Genomic DNA, 17,068 nt, shown 5'->3' with positions numbered 1-17,068 from the left:
CACTCATCAGCTGAACTCACACGCTACGCGGGCTTGCTCATTGAGAGTGGCGTGAACCTGCCGCGGCTGTTCGCCGCTTGCCATGGCCGCGAGCAAGCCGTCGGCCAACCCAGGCACCAGATGCTGATCGAGCAGATGGTCAATGAACCGCGCCCCGCTGTCGCTGCGTGTGCAGCGCTCGACCAAATGATCCACAAGCTGCGTGCTATAGCTGAAGTCCAACTGACGACGGTGCAGCCGCTCGCCCAGACGACCCAGTTTTATTTCCACCAACTCGCGTAGCACTGAGCCGCTTACAGGGAAATACGGCACCACCCGCATGCGGGCCAGTAACGCCGGCTTGAAATGCTTGCTGAGCAACGGCCGAATCGCTTCTTCGAGTTGCTCGGCACTCGGCGCCTCCCCGTTTTGACACAACTCGCCGATACGCTCGCTGCCCAGGTTCGATGTCATCAGAATCAGCGTATTGCGAAAGTCGATCTCCCGCCCTTCCCCATCGTTGGCCAAACCTTTATCGAATATCTGATAGAAAAGATTCAGCACGTCCGGGTCGGCTTTTTCGACCTCATCGAGCAACACCACCGAGTAAGGCTTCTGTCGGACAGCCTCGGTGAGCATCCCGCCCTCGCCAAATCCGACATATCCCGGAGGCGCGCCAATAAGCCTCGAAACCGTATGTTTTTCCTGGAACTCGGCCATGTTGAGCGTGGTGATGAACCGGTCACCTCCGTATAACAAGTCTGCCAAGGCCAATGCCGTTTCGGTCTTGCCAACCCCGCTCGGCCCTACCAGCAAAAATACACCCGCTGGAGCGTCGGGCTTGTTCAAGCCCGAGGCGGTTGCACGCATGGCTCGATCAAGCGCCTGCACCGCTGGCTCCTGCCCCCTGATACGCGTGCGCAGATCTGCCGCGAAACGAGCGATCCTCACGTTGTGCTCGCTGGCCAGCTGCGACAGCGGGACACCCGTCCATGCGCTGATCACTTCCGCCACCAAGCGCGGACACACCTCAAAACTGACCAGGCGTTCCCCAACCTGAGCATCCACCAGCGCGATGTGGGTTTCGTGCAACGCCGCTTCCAGCGTTTCGATTTCCAAGCAGTTGTCCGCCCGGTTTTCCCGAAGGCCAGCCAGTTGCCGGCGCAGCGATAACAAACGTTCGGCCAGAATCCTCTGCTCTGTCCACTGGACTTCCAGCAACTGGCACTCACCTTCAATGGCCTCCAATCTCACCCGCAGCGCTTCCAATGCCTGGGTATCGATTGACAAGCCGGCCTCTGCATCGCGACACAACGCCTGGCGCTGTCGCTCGACTTCGGCCTGTTCGCCGCGCAGGCGCTCAAGGCGCTGCGGTGCGGCAGCCAGGCTGATGCGCACACGGGCACACGCGGTATCCAGCACATCAACCGCCTTGTCCGGTAACTGGCGGCCCGCCAGGTAGCGGGCCGACAACTGCGCCGCCGCCACCACCGCATCATCGCGCAGATAGATGCCATGGCTCGCCTCGTAGACTCGGGCCAGCCCCCGCAGGATGGTCACCGCCTCGCTGATGGTCGGCTCGTGCAATTGCACCGGTTGGAAACGACGGGAAAGGGCTGGATCTTTCTCGAAATATTTTTTGTACTCGGTCCAAGTCGTCGCCGCGATAGTGCGCAGCTCACCACGAGCCAGGGCCGGCTTGAGCAGGTTGGCCGCATCGGAACCACCGGCATTTCCACCTGAGCCAATCAAGGTATGGGCTTCGTCGATGAACAGAATGACGGGGATGGGCGACGCTTTTACACCCTCGATCACACCGTTGAGCCGCCGCTCAAATTCGCCTTTCATACTGGCCCCTGCCTGCAGCAGGCCCATGTCCAGCGACAAGACCTCCACATCTTCAAGCCCCGACGGTACTGCCCCGGCAGCGATGCGCAGGGCCAGCCCTTCGACGATTGCTGTCTTGCCCACGCCTGCCTCACCCACCACGATCGGATTGTTTTTGCGCCGACGAGACAGGATGTCGATCATCTGCCGGATTTCGCCATCCCGGCAGAGCACGGGATCCAGTTTGCCGTCACGGGCCTGCTGGGTCAGGTTGTGGGTGAAGCGCTTCAGAAGCGAATCGTCTTGAGCCCTGGCGTGACCCGTCTCTTGTTGAGCCCGTTGTGACAAGGCGAACGCTTTCAGCCGCTCGATGTTCAACCGGGCGAGCAAAGACTGATAACGAGTGCCGGCATGACGACCGGGGTTGCGCAACAAGGCCAGGATCAATGCGCCTTCAGTGACGTTGCTCTGGCCCAGTTCGAGATTGGCGAACAGCAGCGCATCCTGGAGCCATTGGATCAACTCCGGCGCGAAGACCGGGTTACGCGAAGCGCCGTGTTCCGCACGTGGCTGCAAGGTCGCGTCCAGCTCGCTCGCGCTTATCCCGGCATCCTGCAACGCACGCACAAGCAACCCTTGTGCTCGCTCCAGCAAACTCTGCAACAGATCTTCCACCAGGACCTTGCTTGCGCCCCGATCCACGCACCGCTCAGCCGAGCGTTCCAGGTCGCGGCGAGTATCAGCGTCCAGCGCCTGAATGAGTTGCTGAAGGTCCACGTTGATCATTTCGTCGCTTCCTGATGAATTTTACTGCTGAGGGTCACCACGCCATCGGCCTGCTCGTGCCCCAGCCAACTGGCCCATCCCAATCGGCAGGTGTTCCGTTCGCCGATGCGCAATGGGCGTATTTCGTCCCGCTGCAAGACCAGGCGGATGTCGTATTCAAGGGGGTCGCGCAGAGTGAATCGCACCAATGCGCACAACGGCTGATAAGCGACACCGATCGGCAGGAACTCATGAAAGCGTTGCCAATCCAGCTCAAGAATATGGATGCGGAACTTGCCGCTGCGATCACGAACCCGCTCACCCAGCACCAGCTCTTCGCTCAGCAGGCTGTTGGCCCTTCCCAAGCGGTTGCGCTGCTCCTCCAGAATGTCCACCCGACGTTCGAGGCACTGTTCCAGGTTCAATTCGGCGTGTTTGAAGTAATAACGCAGTACCGCTTCGATCAAAGCCGCCGAATGGGCCCGAAGGCTCAGCAGCCCCAGGTAAGGCAGCAGGCGGTTCCAGTTCAGTTGGGTCCCCCTGCGAATGGCCTCGCCCCGAAGGCCGACAAGCGCAAAAAGCTGCTCGGAAAACGGGTCCCGAGCCCCATTGCGAAAGCTCGCCCGATAACGGTATTTACGCCAGATAGGTAACATCAGGCGCTGGATACGATCATTGAACAGATGGAGAAACTGGCGAGTCGGGTTGTCGCGCCCCCCTCTCAACGCCCGCTCACCATAGAAGGTCGGCAATGGCGATCCCGCGCCCACCAGGCCCATCAGATTCAGGCACAAACGCGCCCGTAATTGCCCATCCTCCTCGAAGAACTTCACGTATTCGACATCGCTGGCCGGGAACCCAAGGCTCGGGTTGGCCTGGAATTCCAACTGCTCATAGAGTTGCTCGTCATCCAGGTGAGGATGGGCTTCGCGCAGCCGGTCAATGACCAGCAGCACCGCCTGAAACAACGAATACTCACGTATGCCTCGTGTCAGCGCGCTCATAGAAGCGGCTGCTGGCCCATGCGGGGTGTCCATCGGTACACCTCTCCCTGTGTGCTGTTTACCCGCAACTCGTGATACGAATTCAGGCTGGCATAAAGCGCGAAGAACTCATTGAGGACCGATGCAAAGACGAACATGTCGCCTTCTCCGATGTACCCCTGAGGGTCGATGGTCAGTTCTGTGCATAATCCCCTGACCGGCAAGCCGCGATGGAGCCGATCGACAGGCTGATGCTTGATCGACTTGAGGCCATCCAGCAGACGCTTGCTGACTTTCTCCGATTGTTCGTCGTGGTAGCGGGGAAAGTCGTAGGTTTGGAGGATCACCTTCAGCGCGCTGACGTCTGCCAGCGACAGGTAGTTAAGCGACATGTTGCTGATGAGCTTCCACAGGAAATCACGATCCAGGGGAGGCGTGAACGTTGGAGTCACCGGGCCGATACTGCGGAAACCGAGCGACTCAGGACTTTTTTCACCGGGCTGGTTGATATCGCCAGGCTTGAGCTGGCGGGGCAGGTTCCGGTTGGTGCACATCAGCTCGACCGAAAGGGTTTCGTGGGCGGTGTGGTGCCGCACGTCAAAATTCAAACAGGTATCGAGCCCCCCATGAAGGAGCGATGGGCGGTGGCGGATGCTGTAGTAGGCACGGTTGCCAGGAACATCGAAACTGGAGTCGTGTTCGAATGACTCGAACGGCACATAGGCCTGGTATCCCAGCCCTCCAGGGCTCCACCCGGTGACACTCTCAACCGAAAACACGCCGCAGTGCTCGGGGGCGTATTGGGCCGGCAACAACAGATAATCTTCCTGCTTGCCGTCCAGGCGAATCGGCTGGGCATCGTGCTTGAACAGATTGACGACAGGGGTGCAATAAAGCTTCACGTTCTCCAGCGTCGGCTTTATTCGCTGGGTACCGCTGTTGCGGATATCGAAGCGCAGGTCCAAACCGCGCACCTGTTTGAGCAGCGCTTGCGGCAACCCGTTGGTGACCTCCAAGCCGTTGACGTCGATGAACAGGAATTTTTCCTGGAAAGCGAAATACTCTTGCAGGTACCGATAGCCGCGAAAGGTATTCAGCGGATACGGGACCAATGCGTGCTCTTCGGCAAAGCCCACCGGCTGAACATGATGAGGGGGAATCCTCAACGTCATGGGAGCGCCGTCCGTAGCGCTGACGGGCTGACCTTCACCATCCAATAAGACCAGCTCGATATATTCAAGATTGCGTAACAGATCGAGATAAAGCGTCTGGCTGATGTAGCGCTCACCGGCCAGGTGCAGGCGCAGGCTGCTCAACCGCAATTCACCCAGATTTCCCTCGCAGTGCATCTGCAGGCGCAGGTTCAGCACCGAGCCATCGCCTTTTACCGAGTGACTGACGCCTGTCAAATCCAAAGCCAGCACTTGGGTGGGATAACACGTGCGAAAACGACAACGCACCCCTTGGATCGGCTTGCTCTCGACCGGCGTGTCACGCTCTACCCGCAACGCGGGTCCCGACCGCTGCAGCGGATCGAACTGCAAGATGCTGAACGCAGGCAATGGCCGCATGTAATTCGGCCATAGCAATTGCATCAATGAATGGCTCAACTCCGGCAATTGGTCATCGAGCTTCTGGCGAAGACGACCGGTCAGGAACGCCACCCCTTCCAGTAATCGCTCCACATCGGGGTCGCTCCCGGCCTGGCCCAGGTAAGGGGCCAACGCAGGGTTGCGCTCGGAGAAACGTCGACCCAACTGGCGAAGTGCAGTCAGCTCACTTTGGTAATAGTGGTTGAACGACATGCCACCTATCCTTGGCTGACCGTGAGTTGGCCGCTACCGTCCAAGCCAGCCACAAAACTCACCGGCTGCTTGAGACCTTCCATCCTCAGCAGTGCGTCGATGCGCAAGGACAGGCAAAGCGGGTCGGAGTGAGTCGACACCGTAGTGACGCGGATATTGTTCAGGCGTGGCTCATAGGCCTCGATGCACATCTGGATGGCACGACAGGCTCGGTAACGAGCGTCGTGCAAACTCAGGCGCATGTCGTTGAGGTCGGGCAATCCGTAATCGGGCGCGACCTGCACACTGCCCGCACGGGTGCTGAGCATCTTCGACAGATGGGCAGCCACGGACGCCACGGCACAAGCCTCGCGGCTCATGCCTGCACGAATGTCGCAGTCGCCATTCAAGCGTTCGAAAAGGCTGCCATATCCGGTCATGGGCCAGGTTCCGCTCACGCCTTGTCCAGCTTGCCAACCAGCGACAGGGTGAAATCCGCCCCCATGTACTTGAAATGCGGGCGCACGTTCAAGCTCACGCGATACCAGCCCGGCTCACCCTCTACATCGCTGACGAGCACCTGCGCAGCGCGCAGCGGCCTGCGACCACGGACTTCAGCACTCGGGTTTTCCTGGTCGGCAACGTACTGGCGGATCCATTTGTTCAGTTCGAGCTCCAGATCCGTGCGTTCCTTCCACGAGCCGAGTTGCTCACGCTGCAGCACCTTCAGGTAATGGGCCAGGCGATTGACGATCATCATGTACGGCAACTGCGTGCCGAGCTTGTAATTCAACTCGGCCGCCTTGCCTTCAGCGCCGGAGCCAAAGAACTTCGGCTTCTGCACGGAACTGGCGGAGAAAAACGCGGCGTTATCACTGCCTTTGCGCATGGTCAGTGAGATGAAGCCCTCCTCGGCCAGCTCGTACTCGCGACGGTCGGAAACCAGCACTTCCGTGGGAATCTTGGTTTCGATTTCGCCCATGCTTTCGAAATGGTGCAACGGCAGATCGTCTACCGCGCCACCGCTTTGCGGACCGACGATGTTCGGGCACCAGCGAAACTTGGCAAAGCTGTCGGTAAGCCTTGTGCCGAATGCAAACGCTGTGTTGCCCCACAGATAATGCTCATGGCTGTTGGCAACCGTTTCCCTGTAGACGAACGATCTGACCGGGTTTTCCTGCGGGTCATAAGGATTACGCAACAGGAAGCGCGGCACGGTCAGGCCGATGTAGCGCGCGTCTTCCGATTGACGGAAGCTCTGCCACTTGGCGAACTGCGGGCCTTCGAAATGGTCACGCAAGTCCTTGAGGTCCGGCAGCCCGGCGAAGCTTTCCAAGCCAAAGAACTGCGGGCCAGCCGCAGCAACGAACGGCGCGTGGGACATGCAGGCGACGCTGGAGACGTACTGCATCAGCTTCACATCGGGTGAGCTTGGCGAAAAAAAGTAGTTGGCAACGATCGCGCCAACCGGCTGTCCACCGAACTGGCCGTATTCAGCCGTGTAGATATGCTTGTACAGGCCCGACTGCATGATTTCCGGCGAATCCTCGAAATCGTCCAGCAAGTCGTCCTTGGAGATGTTGAGCATCTCGATCTTGATGTTCTCGCGAAAATCGGTGCGATCGACCAACAAGCGCAAACCACGCCACGCCGATTCCAATGCCTGGAAATCGGCATGGTGGAGGATCTCGTCGACCTGGTGGCTGAGCTTGGCGTCGATTTGCGCGATCATGCGATCGACCATGGCCTTCTTGACCGGCTCACCGCTGTTGTGGGGCTTGAGAAGTTCTTCGATGAATGCCGACACCCCACGCTTGGCAATGTCGTAAGCGTCGTCCTCGGGTGTCAGGCGCGTCTGGGCGATGATGCTTTCAAGAATGCTGTGCTCGCCGTTTTCCTGGCTGTGCTGCAGCGCTGCATTGGAATTCATGTGTCGGCTTTCCTTGGCTAAGAGAATCAAACGACCGGGGCTGAGAGTGCCAGGCCAAGCTCGTCCAATATGCGATCGCGCGATTGGGCGTCGGCGAGTACGTCTTCGATGGCCCTGCGAAACGCCGGGGCGTTGCCTAATGGCCCTTTAAGCGCGACCAGCGCCTCACGCAGCTCCATCAACTTCTTTAGCTCAGGAACCTGCTCTACCAGGCTCGCGGGATTGAAATCCTTCATCGCGTTCACCCGCAGTTGCACAGCCAGCTCCTCGGTGTCGCCCTCTTCCAGAAGCCGGTTTGGCACGCTCAGGACCAGGTTCAATTCCTGCTTCGCCAGCACTTCGTCGAAAGTCATTTTGTCGATGCTGATCGGCTTGCGATCCTCGACCTTGCGCTCATCCTTGCGATGGGTGTAATCACCGATCGCCATCAGCTTGAGCGGGAGTTCAATCTCTTCCTGGGCACCGCCGGTAGCAGGCTTGAAAGTGACATTGATGCGTTCCTTTGGAGCGACAGAGCCTTCTTTGGCCATGATTTCCTTCCTTACAATTGAGACCCGCGGGCCTATTCAACGACCCGCTCCAGGTCGAGGTGACACAACCTGCGGTACGTTTCATCCTTGCGCTCGCGCACGAGGTGGTTCTGAGGCAACAACTCACAGCAGCGATGTAACAGGTGCAAGATCTGCAATGCGAGATCGGGCTCCCATGCGTGCAACCTCGGGTCTTGCAGCGTCTGGTCAAGCGCCTCGAGCTGGACTTTGGCGAGCTCGTATTTCTTGGCCGAGAAGCACAAACGCGCCATCGCGAACCGCCAAAGGAAACGTGCGCGCTCGCCGTCGATGCTGTGCATTTCTCGCTTGAAAAACTGGACGGCAGATTTCAGGCCGTCCGTGCCCACGATGAGCAGGGCCTCTTCCAGTGCTCTGTCCCAAGGCGCAGAGGGGTCGATGGCATCCGTGCTGGGCGTAGCGCTCGATGTGTCCAGACGAGGCATGACTTGGGCAGCGATCCAGGCCCGAGTGGACGGATCGGCGAACGGCTCGCCGTCATGCCAGCGCAGCTCGAGGACGCTCGGCATGCGCTGGAGGAACAAGGCGAAATGAATCTCCAGTTCACGCATGGCCAAATCGGCCCCCAGCCCTTGCAGGCATTCCCATGCGAGCCTTTGGCCGTCGAACCAGAAAGGCGCCTTTGCCAGGCTGGCCTCGATGTCCACCAGCAGATCGGCGTAATTGCCCTGTTGGAGACCTTCCTGATACGCCTTGAGTTTGTCCGCAGGCAGCCTGCGCAATTGGGTGATCTGCTCGGTGTTACGCTCGGGCACGGTCTCGATACCCAGCCAGAGCAGCGTGCGGTTGAGGCGCAGCGCGCGAGGGTCCGTGGCTTTTTGCTTGAGCCACCAGGCACATAAGGGCCGTGCGCCTTCCTGCAGAGTCCGCAACGCTTTGTGGGCATCTTTTTCATGTTCAACCGGGGCGCCGCAGGCCAGTAGCTGGCTGGCGACTTGCTTCACCTGAGCGACCACGGTCCCGACAGCGCCGGGCGGCGGGAGGTCGGTGGTACGCAGGATCAGGCTCCTGAGGCGACGGCACAGCGGCAACAGCAGAGGCGCTTCATCGCTAAAGTGAGCGATGCAAATGGCATCGAGGGCTTCGAGTTGCTCCGCCAGATTTTCGAACAAGGTCAACTGGTTCTTCATCGCAACGTCATCGTTCAACGCCCCTTCCAGGCGCGACACCAGCCAATGGAAACTGGCGGCACGGGTTCTAACCTTGGCCGGATGAAGCTCCAGCCAATGGTGGTCGCACAGATATCGCAAGAGGCCGAGGCCGGCGAGTAGCCCCTGGAACGACTCTCGCTGATATAACGCCCACGTCAGCCAGATCGCTACGCGTATGTCTTTCGATCGGGTACGCAGCAGGGCTTCACTTCGTTCGTGGATTTTCAGCCAGTCGACCTGACCGGCGTCATGCATTGACTGAGCTTTGCCGAGCTCGCGTTCCAGGGCTTCGTATTCATCTGAAAAACGGACGTCCGCACCCGAAAAGATTTCGCTGGAGATGGGTGCGCTGGCGAGCGCCAGGTAATGCGCGGACAGTTTTTCGGAATAAGACATTTACAGCCTTTAATAAATATTCAGACGCAACGGCTTGATGAATTTATGGACAGACAGCGATATAAAGTTCAGCGCAACCTGTAGGAAATTTCAGCACGTTAAATGGCAGCCTATGGCGAGATGTGTTCACCGCCCACGGCCTTCCGACCGGCGCGAAGAATGCCAAGTTTTGTACGGTAAAAATGTAGGATATTTCCGTAAACAAGAATGTAATTAACAACAGAGCGCTATAAAATTTTCCGAAGAAGCGGCTCGCTACTATTGTTTGGAAACAAAGACAAGCCACGTCAGGCATAAAATCACTACAAGTTTTGCGAAACTGTTTAATTGCTGATCACTATGAGTCCGTCGGGCTACGTATCCTTGCGCCGTTACCTACAACTACGCCAGAATCCGCCGGCTTGTGCGCCTTTCTCCTGGGCTCTATCGTTTCTCTGCCACTGCCCATCAGTGGTCGGGTTTAGTAGTCCGGTTAGTCATCTTCGGTTGCATGAGAGTCATCCAGTCAGGCGTTGCCTGCACTTGATGGTGGCTGTGCGCAAGGCGCCTTCGGGCGCGCCGGGTTTGGTGACTTTACCGGTCTACTAACTTGCGCACAGCTGCCTCCTTTCGTTTAGTAGCGAGATCGTGGCGGCCCTAATAGAGGTAAAGTCCCGATGTTCAAAATAACGCCAAACCCTCCAGAAGCAGATCCAAACTCTCCTTACCTGGGCGGTCTAAACGCCAAGCAACTCGAAGAAGCCGCCACACGCGCTTTGGACTTTTATCTAAAGCCCAAATCCACCAGAGCTGAAGAAAACATCCAACCCGGCCAGGTATTCACCGTTGTAAAAGGCCTCGATAACGAATGCCTGCTGGCAAACCTCAGCGAAACCCTGGCTTCAGCCGATGCGATGGTCAATGAATTGGCTTTTGATATGGAGGGCTCGAACCGCCAAGTCCTACTGGGCATTCAGCAACTGATCGAGCTGAGTTCGTTGTTGGCGAATCGCGTGTTGGATAACGTCGATCCCCGCTAGCCGCCGCACCGCAAGCCTCTGTGGCGAGGGGCTTTAGTTTTCAACCCCGCAGGAAAGCCCGGTGCAACTCATCCAGTGTCTGGAAGTGGTGCACCGGGTTTTCTGCGTTCAGTTCTTCGAAACTGCCGAACCCATACCCCACCGCTGCGGCGTCAAGGCCGTTGTCGCGGGCGCCGATCAGGTCGTGCTTGCGGTCGCCGATCATCAGGGTGTTGGCCGGGTCGAGGCTTTCTTCGGCCAGGAGGTGGGCGATGAGCTCGACTTTGTTGGTGCGGGTGCCGTCCAGTTCGCTGCCGTAGATCACTTTGAAATGCCGGGCGAAGTCGAAGTGGCGGGCGATTTCCCGGGCGAAGACCCAGGGTTTTGAGGTGGCGATGTAGAGCTGCCGGCCTTGGCCGCCGAGGGTTTCCAGCAGGGGCATGACGCCGTCGAATACGCGGTTTTCGTAGAGGCCGGTGACTTTGAAGCGTTCGCGATAGAAGTTCACCGCTTCCCAGGCTTTCGCTTCGTCGAAGTCATAGAACTGCATGAAGGCCTGCAACAGCGGCGGGCCGATGAAGTGTTCGAGGCGGGTGAGGTCGGGTTCGTCGATGCCCAGCTTGCCCAGGGCGAATTGGATCGAACGGGTGATGCCTTCCCGTGGGTCGGTGAGGGTGCCGTCGAGGTCGAAGAGTACGGTTTGGTAGTGCATGGTGGGTCCTAGGTGATCGTGCAGTTCACTCAACAGGCATGAATGAAATTGTGGCGAGGGGATTTATCTCCTCGCCACAGTGGTTCACTCGGCGCTTCAGAGTTGGTCGTAGCCTTCGGCCAGGTGCAGGTCCTTGAGTTTTGCGTAGTTCGCGGCACTGTAGGTGAAGAACGCACGTTCCTTGTCGGTCAGCGGACGGACCTGTTTAACCGGGCTGCCCACATACAAAAAGCCGCTCTCCAGGCGCTTGCCCGGCGGTACGAGGCTGCCGGCGCCGATGATGACGTCGTCTTCGACCACCGCGCCGTCCATGACGATGCTGCCCATGCCGATCAGGATCCGGCTGCCGACGGCGCAACCGTGGAGCATGACTTTGTGGGCGACCGTCACGTCATCGCCAATCAGCAGCGGGAAGCCGTCGGGGTTGAACGGGCCGGCGTGGGTGATGTGCAGCACGCAGCCATCCTGGATGCTGGTGCGCGCGCCGATGCGAATGCGGTGCATGTCGCCGCGAATGACCGTCAGCGGCCAGACGGAGCTGTCTTCGCCGATTTCGACGTCGCCGATCACCACCGCGGTGCTGTCGACAAAAGCCCCACGGGCAAGCTTCGGGCTGTGGTTCTGGTACGTGCGAAGGGTCACGATAGGCTCTCTCTTATCGGCTGATAGGCGCTGCTAGCTGCGGTGAAGGTCGATTGTAATTAAGATGGGCCCATGTTTCTTCCAGCGAAGGTGTCAACCGTGAGCGTGAACAACCCTCTTTTGCAGCCCTACGACCTGCCGCCATTCTCGGCGATCCGTGCCGAGCACGTGCAACCGGCCATCGAGCAGATCCTGGCTGACAACCGTGCCGCCATCGCCGAAATCCTCAAGACTCAAGTCAAACAGCCTACCTGGGCCGGCCTGGTGCTGGCGATGGACGAGCTCAATGATCGCCTCGGTGCGGCCTGGAGCCCGGTCAGCCACTTGAACGCCGTGCGCAACAGCCCGGAACTGCGCGAAGCCTATGAGGCGTGCCTGCCGGCGCTGAGTGCCTACTCCACCGAGCTGGGCCAGAACCGTGAGTTGTTCCAGGCGTTCGAAGCCCTGGCGAACAGCCCCGAGGCGGCCGGTTTCGACGTGGCGCAGAAAACCATTCTGGAACATTCCCTGCGCGATTTCCGCCTGTCGGGCATCGACCTGCCGCCCGAGCAGCAGAAGCGCTACGCCGAAGTGCAAAGCAAGTTGTCCGAGTTGGGCAGCCGCTTTTCCAACCAGTTGCTCGACGCGACCCAAGCCTGGACCAAGCACGTCACCGATGAAGCCGCCCTCTCTGGCCTGACCGATTCGGCCAAGGCGCAAATGGCCGCTGCGGCCCAAGCCAAGGAATTGGACGGCTGGCTGATCAATCTGGAATTCCCCAGCTACTACGCGGTGATGACCTACGCCGAAGACCGCGCCCTGCGCGAAGAAGTCTACGCGGCCTACTGCACCCGCGCCTCGGATCAAGGGCCGAACGCCGGCCAGAACGACAACGGCCCGGTGATGGAGCAGATCCTCGACCTGCGCCAGGAGCTGGCTCACCTGCTGGGCTTCGCCAATTTCGCGGAGTTGAGCCTGGCGACCAAGATGGCCGAATCCGGCGACCAGGTGCTCAGCTTCCTGCGTGACCTGGCCAAGCGCAGCAAACCGTTCGCCGCCCAGGATCTGGAACAGCTCAAGGCCTTCGCCGCCGAACAAGGCTGCCCCGACCTGCAAAGCTGGGACAGCGGTTTCTACGGTGAAAAACTCCGCCAGCAACGTTACAGCGTTGCCCAGGAAGCCCTGCGCGCGTACTTCCCGATCGACAAGGTGCTGAGCGGCCTGTTCACCATCGTGCAACGTCTGTACGGCATCGAGATCGCTGAACTGAAAGGTTTCGACAGCTGGCACCCGGACGTGCGTCTGTTCGAGATCAAGGAAAACGGCCAGCACGTCGGCCGCTTCTTCTTCGACCTTTATGCCCGCGCCAACAAGCGTGGCGGCGCGTGGATGGACGGCGCCCGTGATCGTCGTCGCACCTTCGACGGCGAACTGCAAAGCCCGGTTGCCAACCTGGTGTGCAACTTCACTCCAGCCGACAGCGGCAAGCCAGCGCTGCTGACCCATGACGAAGTCACCACCCTGTTCCACGAGTTTGGCCATGGTCTGCATCACCTGCTGACCCGCGTCGAGCATGCCGGCGTGTCGGGCATCAACGGCGTGGCTTGGGATGCCGTCGAGCTGCCGAGCCAGTTCATGGAAAACTGGTGCTGGGAGCCTGAAGGCCTGGCGCTGATTTCCGGTCACTACGAAACCGGTGAGCCGCTGCCCCAGGACCTGCTGGAAAAAATGCTCGCGGCGAAAAATTTCCAGTCCGGCCTGATGATGGTTCGCCAATTGGAGTTCTCGCTGTTCGACTTCGAGCTGCACGCCACCCACGGCGACGGCCGCAGCGTATTGGAGGTGCTCGAAGGCGTGCGCGACGAGGTGTCGGTGATGCGTCCACCGGCTTACAACCGCTTCCCGAACAGCTTTGCCCACATCTTTGCCGGCGGCTACGCAGCGGGCTATTACAGCTATAAGTGGGCGGAAGTGCTCTCGGCCGATGCGTTCTCCAAGTTTGAAGAGGACGGTGTGCTCAACGCCGACACCGGTCGCGCCTTCCGCGAGGCGATCCTGGCCCGTGGCGGTTCCCAGGAGCCGATGGTGCTGTTCGTCGACTTCCGTGGCCGCGAGCCGTCGATTGACGCACTCTTGCGCCATAGCGGCCTGAGCGAGGACGCGGCAGCATGAGTGAGGGGCCAGTGATTACCAAACGACGCTTCATCGCCGGGGCGGTCTGCCCGGCGTGCAGTGAGCCGGACAAGTTGATGATGTGGAACGAAGACGGCGTGCCCCATCGCGAATGCGTGGCCTGCGGTTATTCCGACACGCTCAACGAGCAAGGCCTGTCGGTGCCCAAGGAATTGGGCACCCGGGTCAATACGGCCGCGCTCAAGACGCCGGACGCGAAGGTCCAGGCGGTGCAGTTTTTTCCCAACCCCAAGTTGAAGAAAAAAACCGACTGACATTTTCGGCATCACCTTCCGGGCCGCCCGGCCCGGAAGCGATAGATATGTACCGCAGCGCCAAACCCCTTCCTCTCCAGACTGCCGTGACACGTCCAGTCTGACAGGAAGTCTCCATGCGCCACGCTGATAATCCACTGCTGCAGCCCTATGTCCTGCCGCCGTTCTCAAAGATTCAAGCCGAACACTTTCCCCCCGCCCTCGACCAGATCATTGTCGAAAGCCAAGCCAAAGTTGCCGAGACCATCAAGACTCAGGCGCCCTATCCGACCTGGGATGACCTAGTGCTGGCCATGGATGAAATCCATGCGCGGCTGAGAAGTTTTGGCTATGTGCTGGAACGCCTGGCCTCAACCTGGACGGGAGACGCCTGGGAGCAGATTGCAAATGAGTGCCGCGAACGACTGAATGATTTTCGCCGCTCTCTCAAGCAAAACCCCGAGCTGTTCCAGCTTTATCAGCGCCTGGCTGACAGTCAGATAGCCGCGCATTTCTCACCCGCGAGAAAAAGAACGCTGGCGAAGATCCTGCGGCGGCTTCGCCAGCACTCACTTGCACCCGACTTACAAGCGGCTTTGGTCGATCTGAAACTGCGTATCCGTGGCGCCGAAATGTTGTTCATGGAGCATTTGGAAGAGGCCAACAAGGCTTGGAGCCAAACGTTCATCGATGAGGCCCGTTTGCAGGGCTTACCCGCGAGTTTCAAACAGCAAATGGCCGAGCACGCCCGTGAAAAGGGTCGCACGGGGTGGTTGTTGAGGCTGACGGACGAATCGTTTCGCATTGTCAGTCGTTATGCTGATGACCGCGTTCTGCGCGAGCAAATCTATACGGCCTATAGCATTCGGGCGTCGGATCAAGGGCCAAATGCAGGCCTCTTCGATAATGGCGAGGTACTGCAGCAATTGCTCAGGGACCGTCATCAAACCGCCCTTCTGCTGGGCTATTCGAATTATGCCCAACTGGCGATCGAGCCGGAGCAAGCGCAGTCGCCAGAGCAGGTCATGGCGTTCCTGATGGAAAAACTCGGGCGACAACAAGAACGGTTCAAGCAGGACGCTAAACAGATGCAGGCCTTCGCTGCGCAGCAAGGCTTCGGCGAACTCCAGCCTTGGGATTACCAGTACTTGGCGGAAAAAATTCGTCGGCAAACGACAGGGGTTTCAGAACAGACGGCCAGCGCCTGGTTTGAGCTGAGATCAACCTTTTACCAATTGCAGCTGATTGCACACGATCTGTTCGGTATCGAGTTCACCGAGCGCCAGGATCTGTCCACCTGGCATGCGCAGGTGCGTGTGTTCGAGGTCCACGAGCGGGGCGATACCCTCGGTTTTATCTATTTCGATCCCTTTGAAAACGGAAGGCTGAACGGTTACCCCCACACCTCCCCCCTGCGAAACCGCCGCATCACGGCCGAGGGTCGGCCGCGTTACCCCGTCGCGACGTTGCATGCCTGGTTGCCACGCGGCTCCGGCTCGGAACCGGTGTTGCTGGACTACCGACACCTGAGCGTCCTGTTCCATGAGTTCGGCCATTGCCTGCACCATGTCCTGAGCAAGGCGGACTATCGCGACATCTCGGGCATTTCCGAGCTGTCCCGCGACGCCGCCGAGTTTGCCGGAAACCTGCTGGAGCGCTGGTGTTTCTCCAAGCAATGCCTGCTCCGCATAGCCAGGCATCACCAGACCGGGGCTTTGCTGCCGGAGCATATTGCCGATCAGCTGTTGACGTACCTCACCACTCAAACCAGCTGGGGGAGGGCCAAGTCGTTACGCGACGCGCTATTTGACATGGAGTTGCACCGCAGCCAGGGCGACGGGCGCACAGCCCAGCAAGTGTTCGACCAGATCAGCGCACAGGTTGGGCATCTGCCAGCCTCCGCCAACGAACGCTGGCCAAACGGGCTGGATTACATGGTCACCGGTTATGGCGCCGGCCTCTATGCCTACCTCTGGTCACAGGATTTGGCCGAGCGAGTATTCGAGCGTTTCAAGCGCAACGGATTGTTCGATAGGAGCACCGGGAGGGCGTTGCGCCAAGCGATATACGAGGCGGGCGATTCACGACCGTTGTCCGAATCCATCGCCGCCTTCATGCAGGCGACCGATCACCGTGCGGGAGCAAGGACCTGAGATTCCATGGGATGGGCCGTCGTGGTCGAGTTGACCCAACTCCCGAGGGAGCAAAGGGCAAAGACGCTGGTGCTGCAATCGCCGTTCGCCAATGCCTCGCGGAGTTTGTCGACATCGGCCTGCATCATGTAGCGCACCCCATCCTTGAAGTGATGACTGTCACCGAAGCCACCCTCGGTCATTTCGTTCAGCGCGTCCTCTTTGCTCCAGCCCTGCACAACCACCCGGTACATGGCCGCCACCAGCCCGGTGCGGTCCGAGCCGTGTTTGCAGTGCATCAGCACCGGCCCCTTGGCTTCGCCCGCCTGGACGGCGCGCAAGGCACTGAGGATGTCGCTGTCGTCGACGTGGTTGGTGCGATAGGGCAATTGCACCTGCTCGATGCCGGGCGTGGACAGCCAGCGCTGGTCCGACTCCGGCAGGAAATTGATGACCGTGCCGATCCCGAGTTTGTTCAGCAAGGGCAGCGCTCCGCCGTCCGGCAGGGAGCTGCGGTAGAGCGTCGGAGACATCTGGTAGAGGTTGTAGTCCTTTTCCACTGGCTGGGCCCATTCAGCGGGCCTCGCCTGCGTGGATTCGGCCGCCTGGGCGGGCGCCTCGGCCAGCGCTACGAGCAGCGCCAGGCAAAGCAGCGAACGGGAACAGAGCTTGAGCATGCACGCACGACCGAGAGCGAGGGGATACGAGAGGCGCAGTGTCGGCTCGCTCCGGTTAAAAGCCTGTGAGCAGCGCGTCAACGAGTTGTGAAAGGTGATCGGTCGTTTCGCTGCCGAA

The 17,068-nt window shown here is 59.5% G+C and carries 14 protein-coding genes; 4 read left to right on the top strand and 10 right to left on the bottom strand.

What is annotated here, in order from left to right:
* Positions 1-6: 6 nt before the first annotated feature.
* From tssH to tssA, 7 genes are read right to left on the bottom strand one after another with little or no spacing between them, the layout of a single operon-like run.
* Positions 7-2,592, bottom strand: a complete 2,586-nt coding sequence (gene tssH, locus J3P79_RS00725; RefSeq protein WP_434607384.1) for a type VI secretion system ATPase TssH — start codon at positions 2,590-2,592, stop codon at positions 7-9.
* Entirely contained in the window at positions 2,589-3,608 is a 1,020-nt protein-coding gene (gene tssG / locus J3P79_RS00720; protein WP_434607383.1) for a type VI secretion system baseplate subunit TssG, read from the bottom strand. The genes tssH and tssG overlap by 4 nt, the downstream gene beginning before the upstream one ends.
* Complete coding sequence (gene tssF / locus J3P79_RS00715; RefSeq protein ID WP_434607380.1) at positions 3,572-5,359, bottom strand: type VI secretion system baseplate subunit TssF; 1,788 nt, start codon at positions 5,357-5,359, stop codon at positions 3,572-3,574. The genes tssG and tssF overlap by 37 nt, the downstream gene beginning before the upstream one ends.
* A gap of 5 nt (positions 5,360-5,364) precedes the next feature.
* Entirely contained in the window at positions 5,365-5,778 is a 414-nt protein-coding gene (gene tssE / locus J3P79_RS00710; RefSeq protein WP_434607378.1) for a type VI secretion system baseplate subunit TssE, read from the bottom strand.
* A 14-nt stretch (positions 5,779-5,792) separates the two neighbouring features.
* Positions 5,793-7,268 carry a type VI secretion system contractile sheath large subunit gene (gene tssC, locus J3P79_RS00705; protein ID WP_434607376.1) on the bottom strand — a complete coding sequence of 492 codons (1,476 nt, stop codon included), beginning with the start codon at positions 7,266-7,268 and terminating at the stop codon, positions 5,793-5,795.
* Between the two features lie 26 nt (positions 7,269-7,294).
* Entirely contained in the window at positions 7,295-7,798 is a 504-nt protein-coding gene (gene tssB, locus J3P79_RS00700) for a type VI secretion system contractile sheath small subunit (RefSeq protein WP_434607374.1), read from the bottom strand.
* 32 nt (positions 7,799-7,830) lie between these two features.
* Positions 7,831-9,384 carry a type VI secretion system protein TssA gene (tssA, locus tag J3P79_RS00695; RefSeq protein WP_434607372.1) on the bottom strand — a complete coding sequence of 518 codons (1,554 nt, stop codon included), beginning with the start codon at positions 9,382-9,384 and terminating at the stop codon, positions 7,831-7,833.
* A gap of 656 nt (positions 9,385-10,040) precedes the next feature.
* On the opposite strand from tssA, the gene J3P79_RS00690 reads away from it, so the two are divergent.
* Complete coding sequence (locus J3P79_RS00690; RefSeq protein WP_434607371.1) at positions 10,041-10,403, top strand: DUF6124 family protein; 363 nt, start codon at positions 10,041-10,043, stop codon at positions 10,401-10,403.
* Positions 10,404-10,443: 40 nt separating this feature from the next.
* Here the strand turns inward: J3P79_RS00690 and J3P79_RS00685 are convergent, their stop codons facing one another.
* Positions 10,444-11,094, bottom strand: coding sequence for an HAD family hydrolase (locus J3P79_RS00685; RefSeq protein WP_434607369.1), 651 nt, complete (start codon positions 11,092-11,094; stop codon positions 10,444-10,446).
* Between the two features lie 96 nt (positions 11,095-11,190).
* Entirely contained in the window at positions 11,191-11,736 is a 546-nt protein-coding gene (locus J3P79_RS00680) for a gamma carbonic anhydrase family protein (RefSeq protein ID WP_434607367.1), read from the bottom strand.
* A 99-nt stretch (positions 11,737-11,835) separates the two neighbouring features.
* On the opposite strand from J3P79_RS00680, the gene prlC reads away from it, so the two are divergent.
* The 3 genes from prlC (at position 11,836) to J3P79_RS00665 (ending at position 16,294) form a co-directional block, all read left to right on the top strand.
* On the top strand, positions 11,836-13,887 hold the full coding sequence (gene prlC, locus J3P79_RS00675; RefSeq protein WP_434607365.1) for an oligopeptidase A: 2,052 nt from the start codon (positions 11,836-11,838) through the stop codon (positions 13,885-13,887).
* Complete coding sequence (locus tag J3P79_RS00670) at positions 13,884-14,162, top strand: YheV family putative zinc ribbon protein (RefSeq protein WP_434607363.1); 279 nt, start codon at positions 13,884-13,886, stop codon at positions 14,160-14,162. Before prlC ends, J3P79_RS00670 begins: the two co-directional genes overlap by 4 nt.
* A 116-nt stretch (positions 14,163-14,278) precedes the next feature.
* Positions 14,279-16,294, top strand: a complete 2,016-nt coding sequence (locus J3P79_RS00665; RefSeq protein ID WP_434607361.1) for a M3 family metallopeptidase — start codon at positions 14,279-14,281, stop codon at positions 16,292-16,294.
* Here the strand turns inward: J3P79_RS00665 and J3P79_RS00660 are convergent.
* The gene (locus J3P79_RS00660) at positions 16,270-16,950 is read right to left on the bottom strand and encodes a dual specificity protein phosphatase family protein (RefSeq protein WP_434607359.1); all 681 of its coding nucleotides are present in this window, start codon (positions 16,948-16,950) and stop codon (positions 16,270-16,272) included. The two genes, J3P79_RS00665 and J3P79_RS00660, sit on opposite strands and share 25 nt — an antisense overlap.
* Positions 16,951-17,068 lie beyond the last annotated feature (118 nt).

It is taken from the genome of Pseudomonas sp. R1-7, assembly GCF_051132105.1.
GTDB lineage: Bacteria > Pseudomonadota > Gammaproteobacteria > Pseudomonadales > Pseudomonadaceae > Aquipseudomonas.
Note: the sequence above shows the minus strand (reverse complement) of the source record. Positions and strands in the feature narration are given on the sequence as shown.

Bases quoted from the DNA above. Each gene is read 5' to 3' on its own strand.
- J3P79_RS00670 (WP_434607363.1), top strand. From the start codon at position 13,884: ATGAGTGAGGGGCCAGTGATTACCAAACGACGCTTCATCGCCGGGGCG.
- J3P79_RS00690 (WP_434607371.1), top strand. From the start codon at position 10,041: ATGTTCAAAATAACGCCAAACCCTCCAGAAGCAGATCCAAACTCTCCT.
- tssC (WP_434607376.1), bottom strand. From the start codon at position 7,268: ATGAATTCCAATGCAGCGCTGCAGCACAGCCAGGAAAACGGCGAGCAC.
- J3P79_RS00685 (WP_434607369.1), bottom strand. From the start codon at position 11,094: ATGCACTACCAAACCGTACTCTTCGACCTCGACGGCACCCTCACCGAC.
- tssH (WP_434607384.1), bottom strand. From the start codon at position 2,592: ATGATCAACGTGGACCTTCAGCAACTCATTCAGGCGCTGGACGCTGAT.
- tssE (WP_434607378.1), bottom strand. From the start codon at position 5,778: ATGACCGGATATGGCAGCCTTTTCGAACGCTTGAATGGCGACTGCGAC.
- tssG (WP_434607383.1), bottom strand. From the start codon at position 3,608: ATGGACACCCCGCATGGGCCAGCAGCCGCTTCTATGAGCGCGCTGACA.
- tssA (WP_434607372.1), bottom strand. From the start codon at position 9,384: ATGTCTTATTCCGAAAAACTGTCCGCGCATTACCTGGCGCTCGCCAGC.
- J3P79_RS00660 (WP_434607359.1), bottom strand. From the start codon at position 16,950: ATGCTCAAGCTCTGTTCCCGTTCGCTGCTTTGCCTGGCGCTGCTCGTA.
- tssF (WP_434607380.1), bottom strand. From the start codon at position 5,359: ATGTCGTTCAACCACTATTACCAAAGTGAGCTGACTGCACTTCGCCAG.
- tssB (WP_434607374.1), bottom strand. From the start codon at position 7,798: ATGGCCAAAGAAGGCTCTGTCGCTCCAAAGGAACGCATCAATGTCACT.
- J3P79_RS00665 (WP_434607361.1), top strand. From the start codon at position 14,279: ATGCGCCACGCTGATAATCCACTGCTGCAGCCCTATGTCCTGCCGCCG.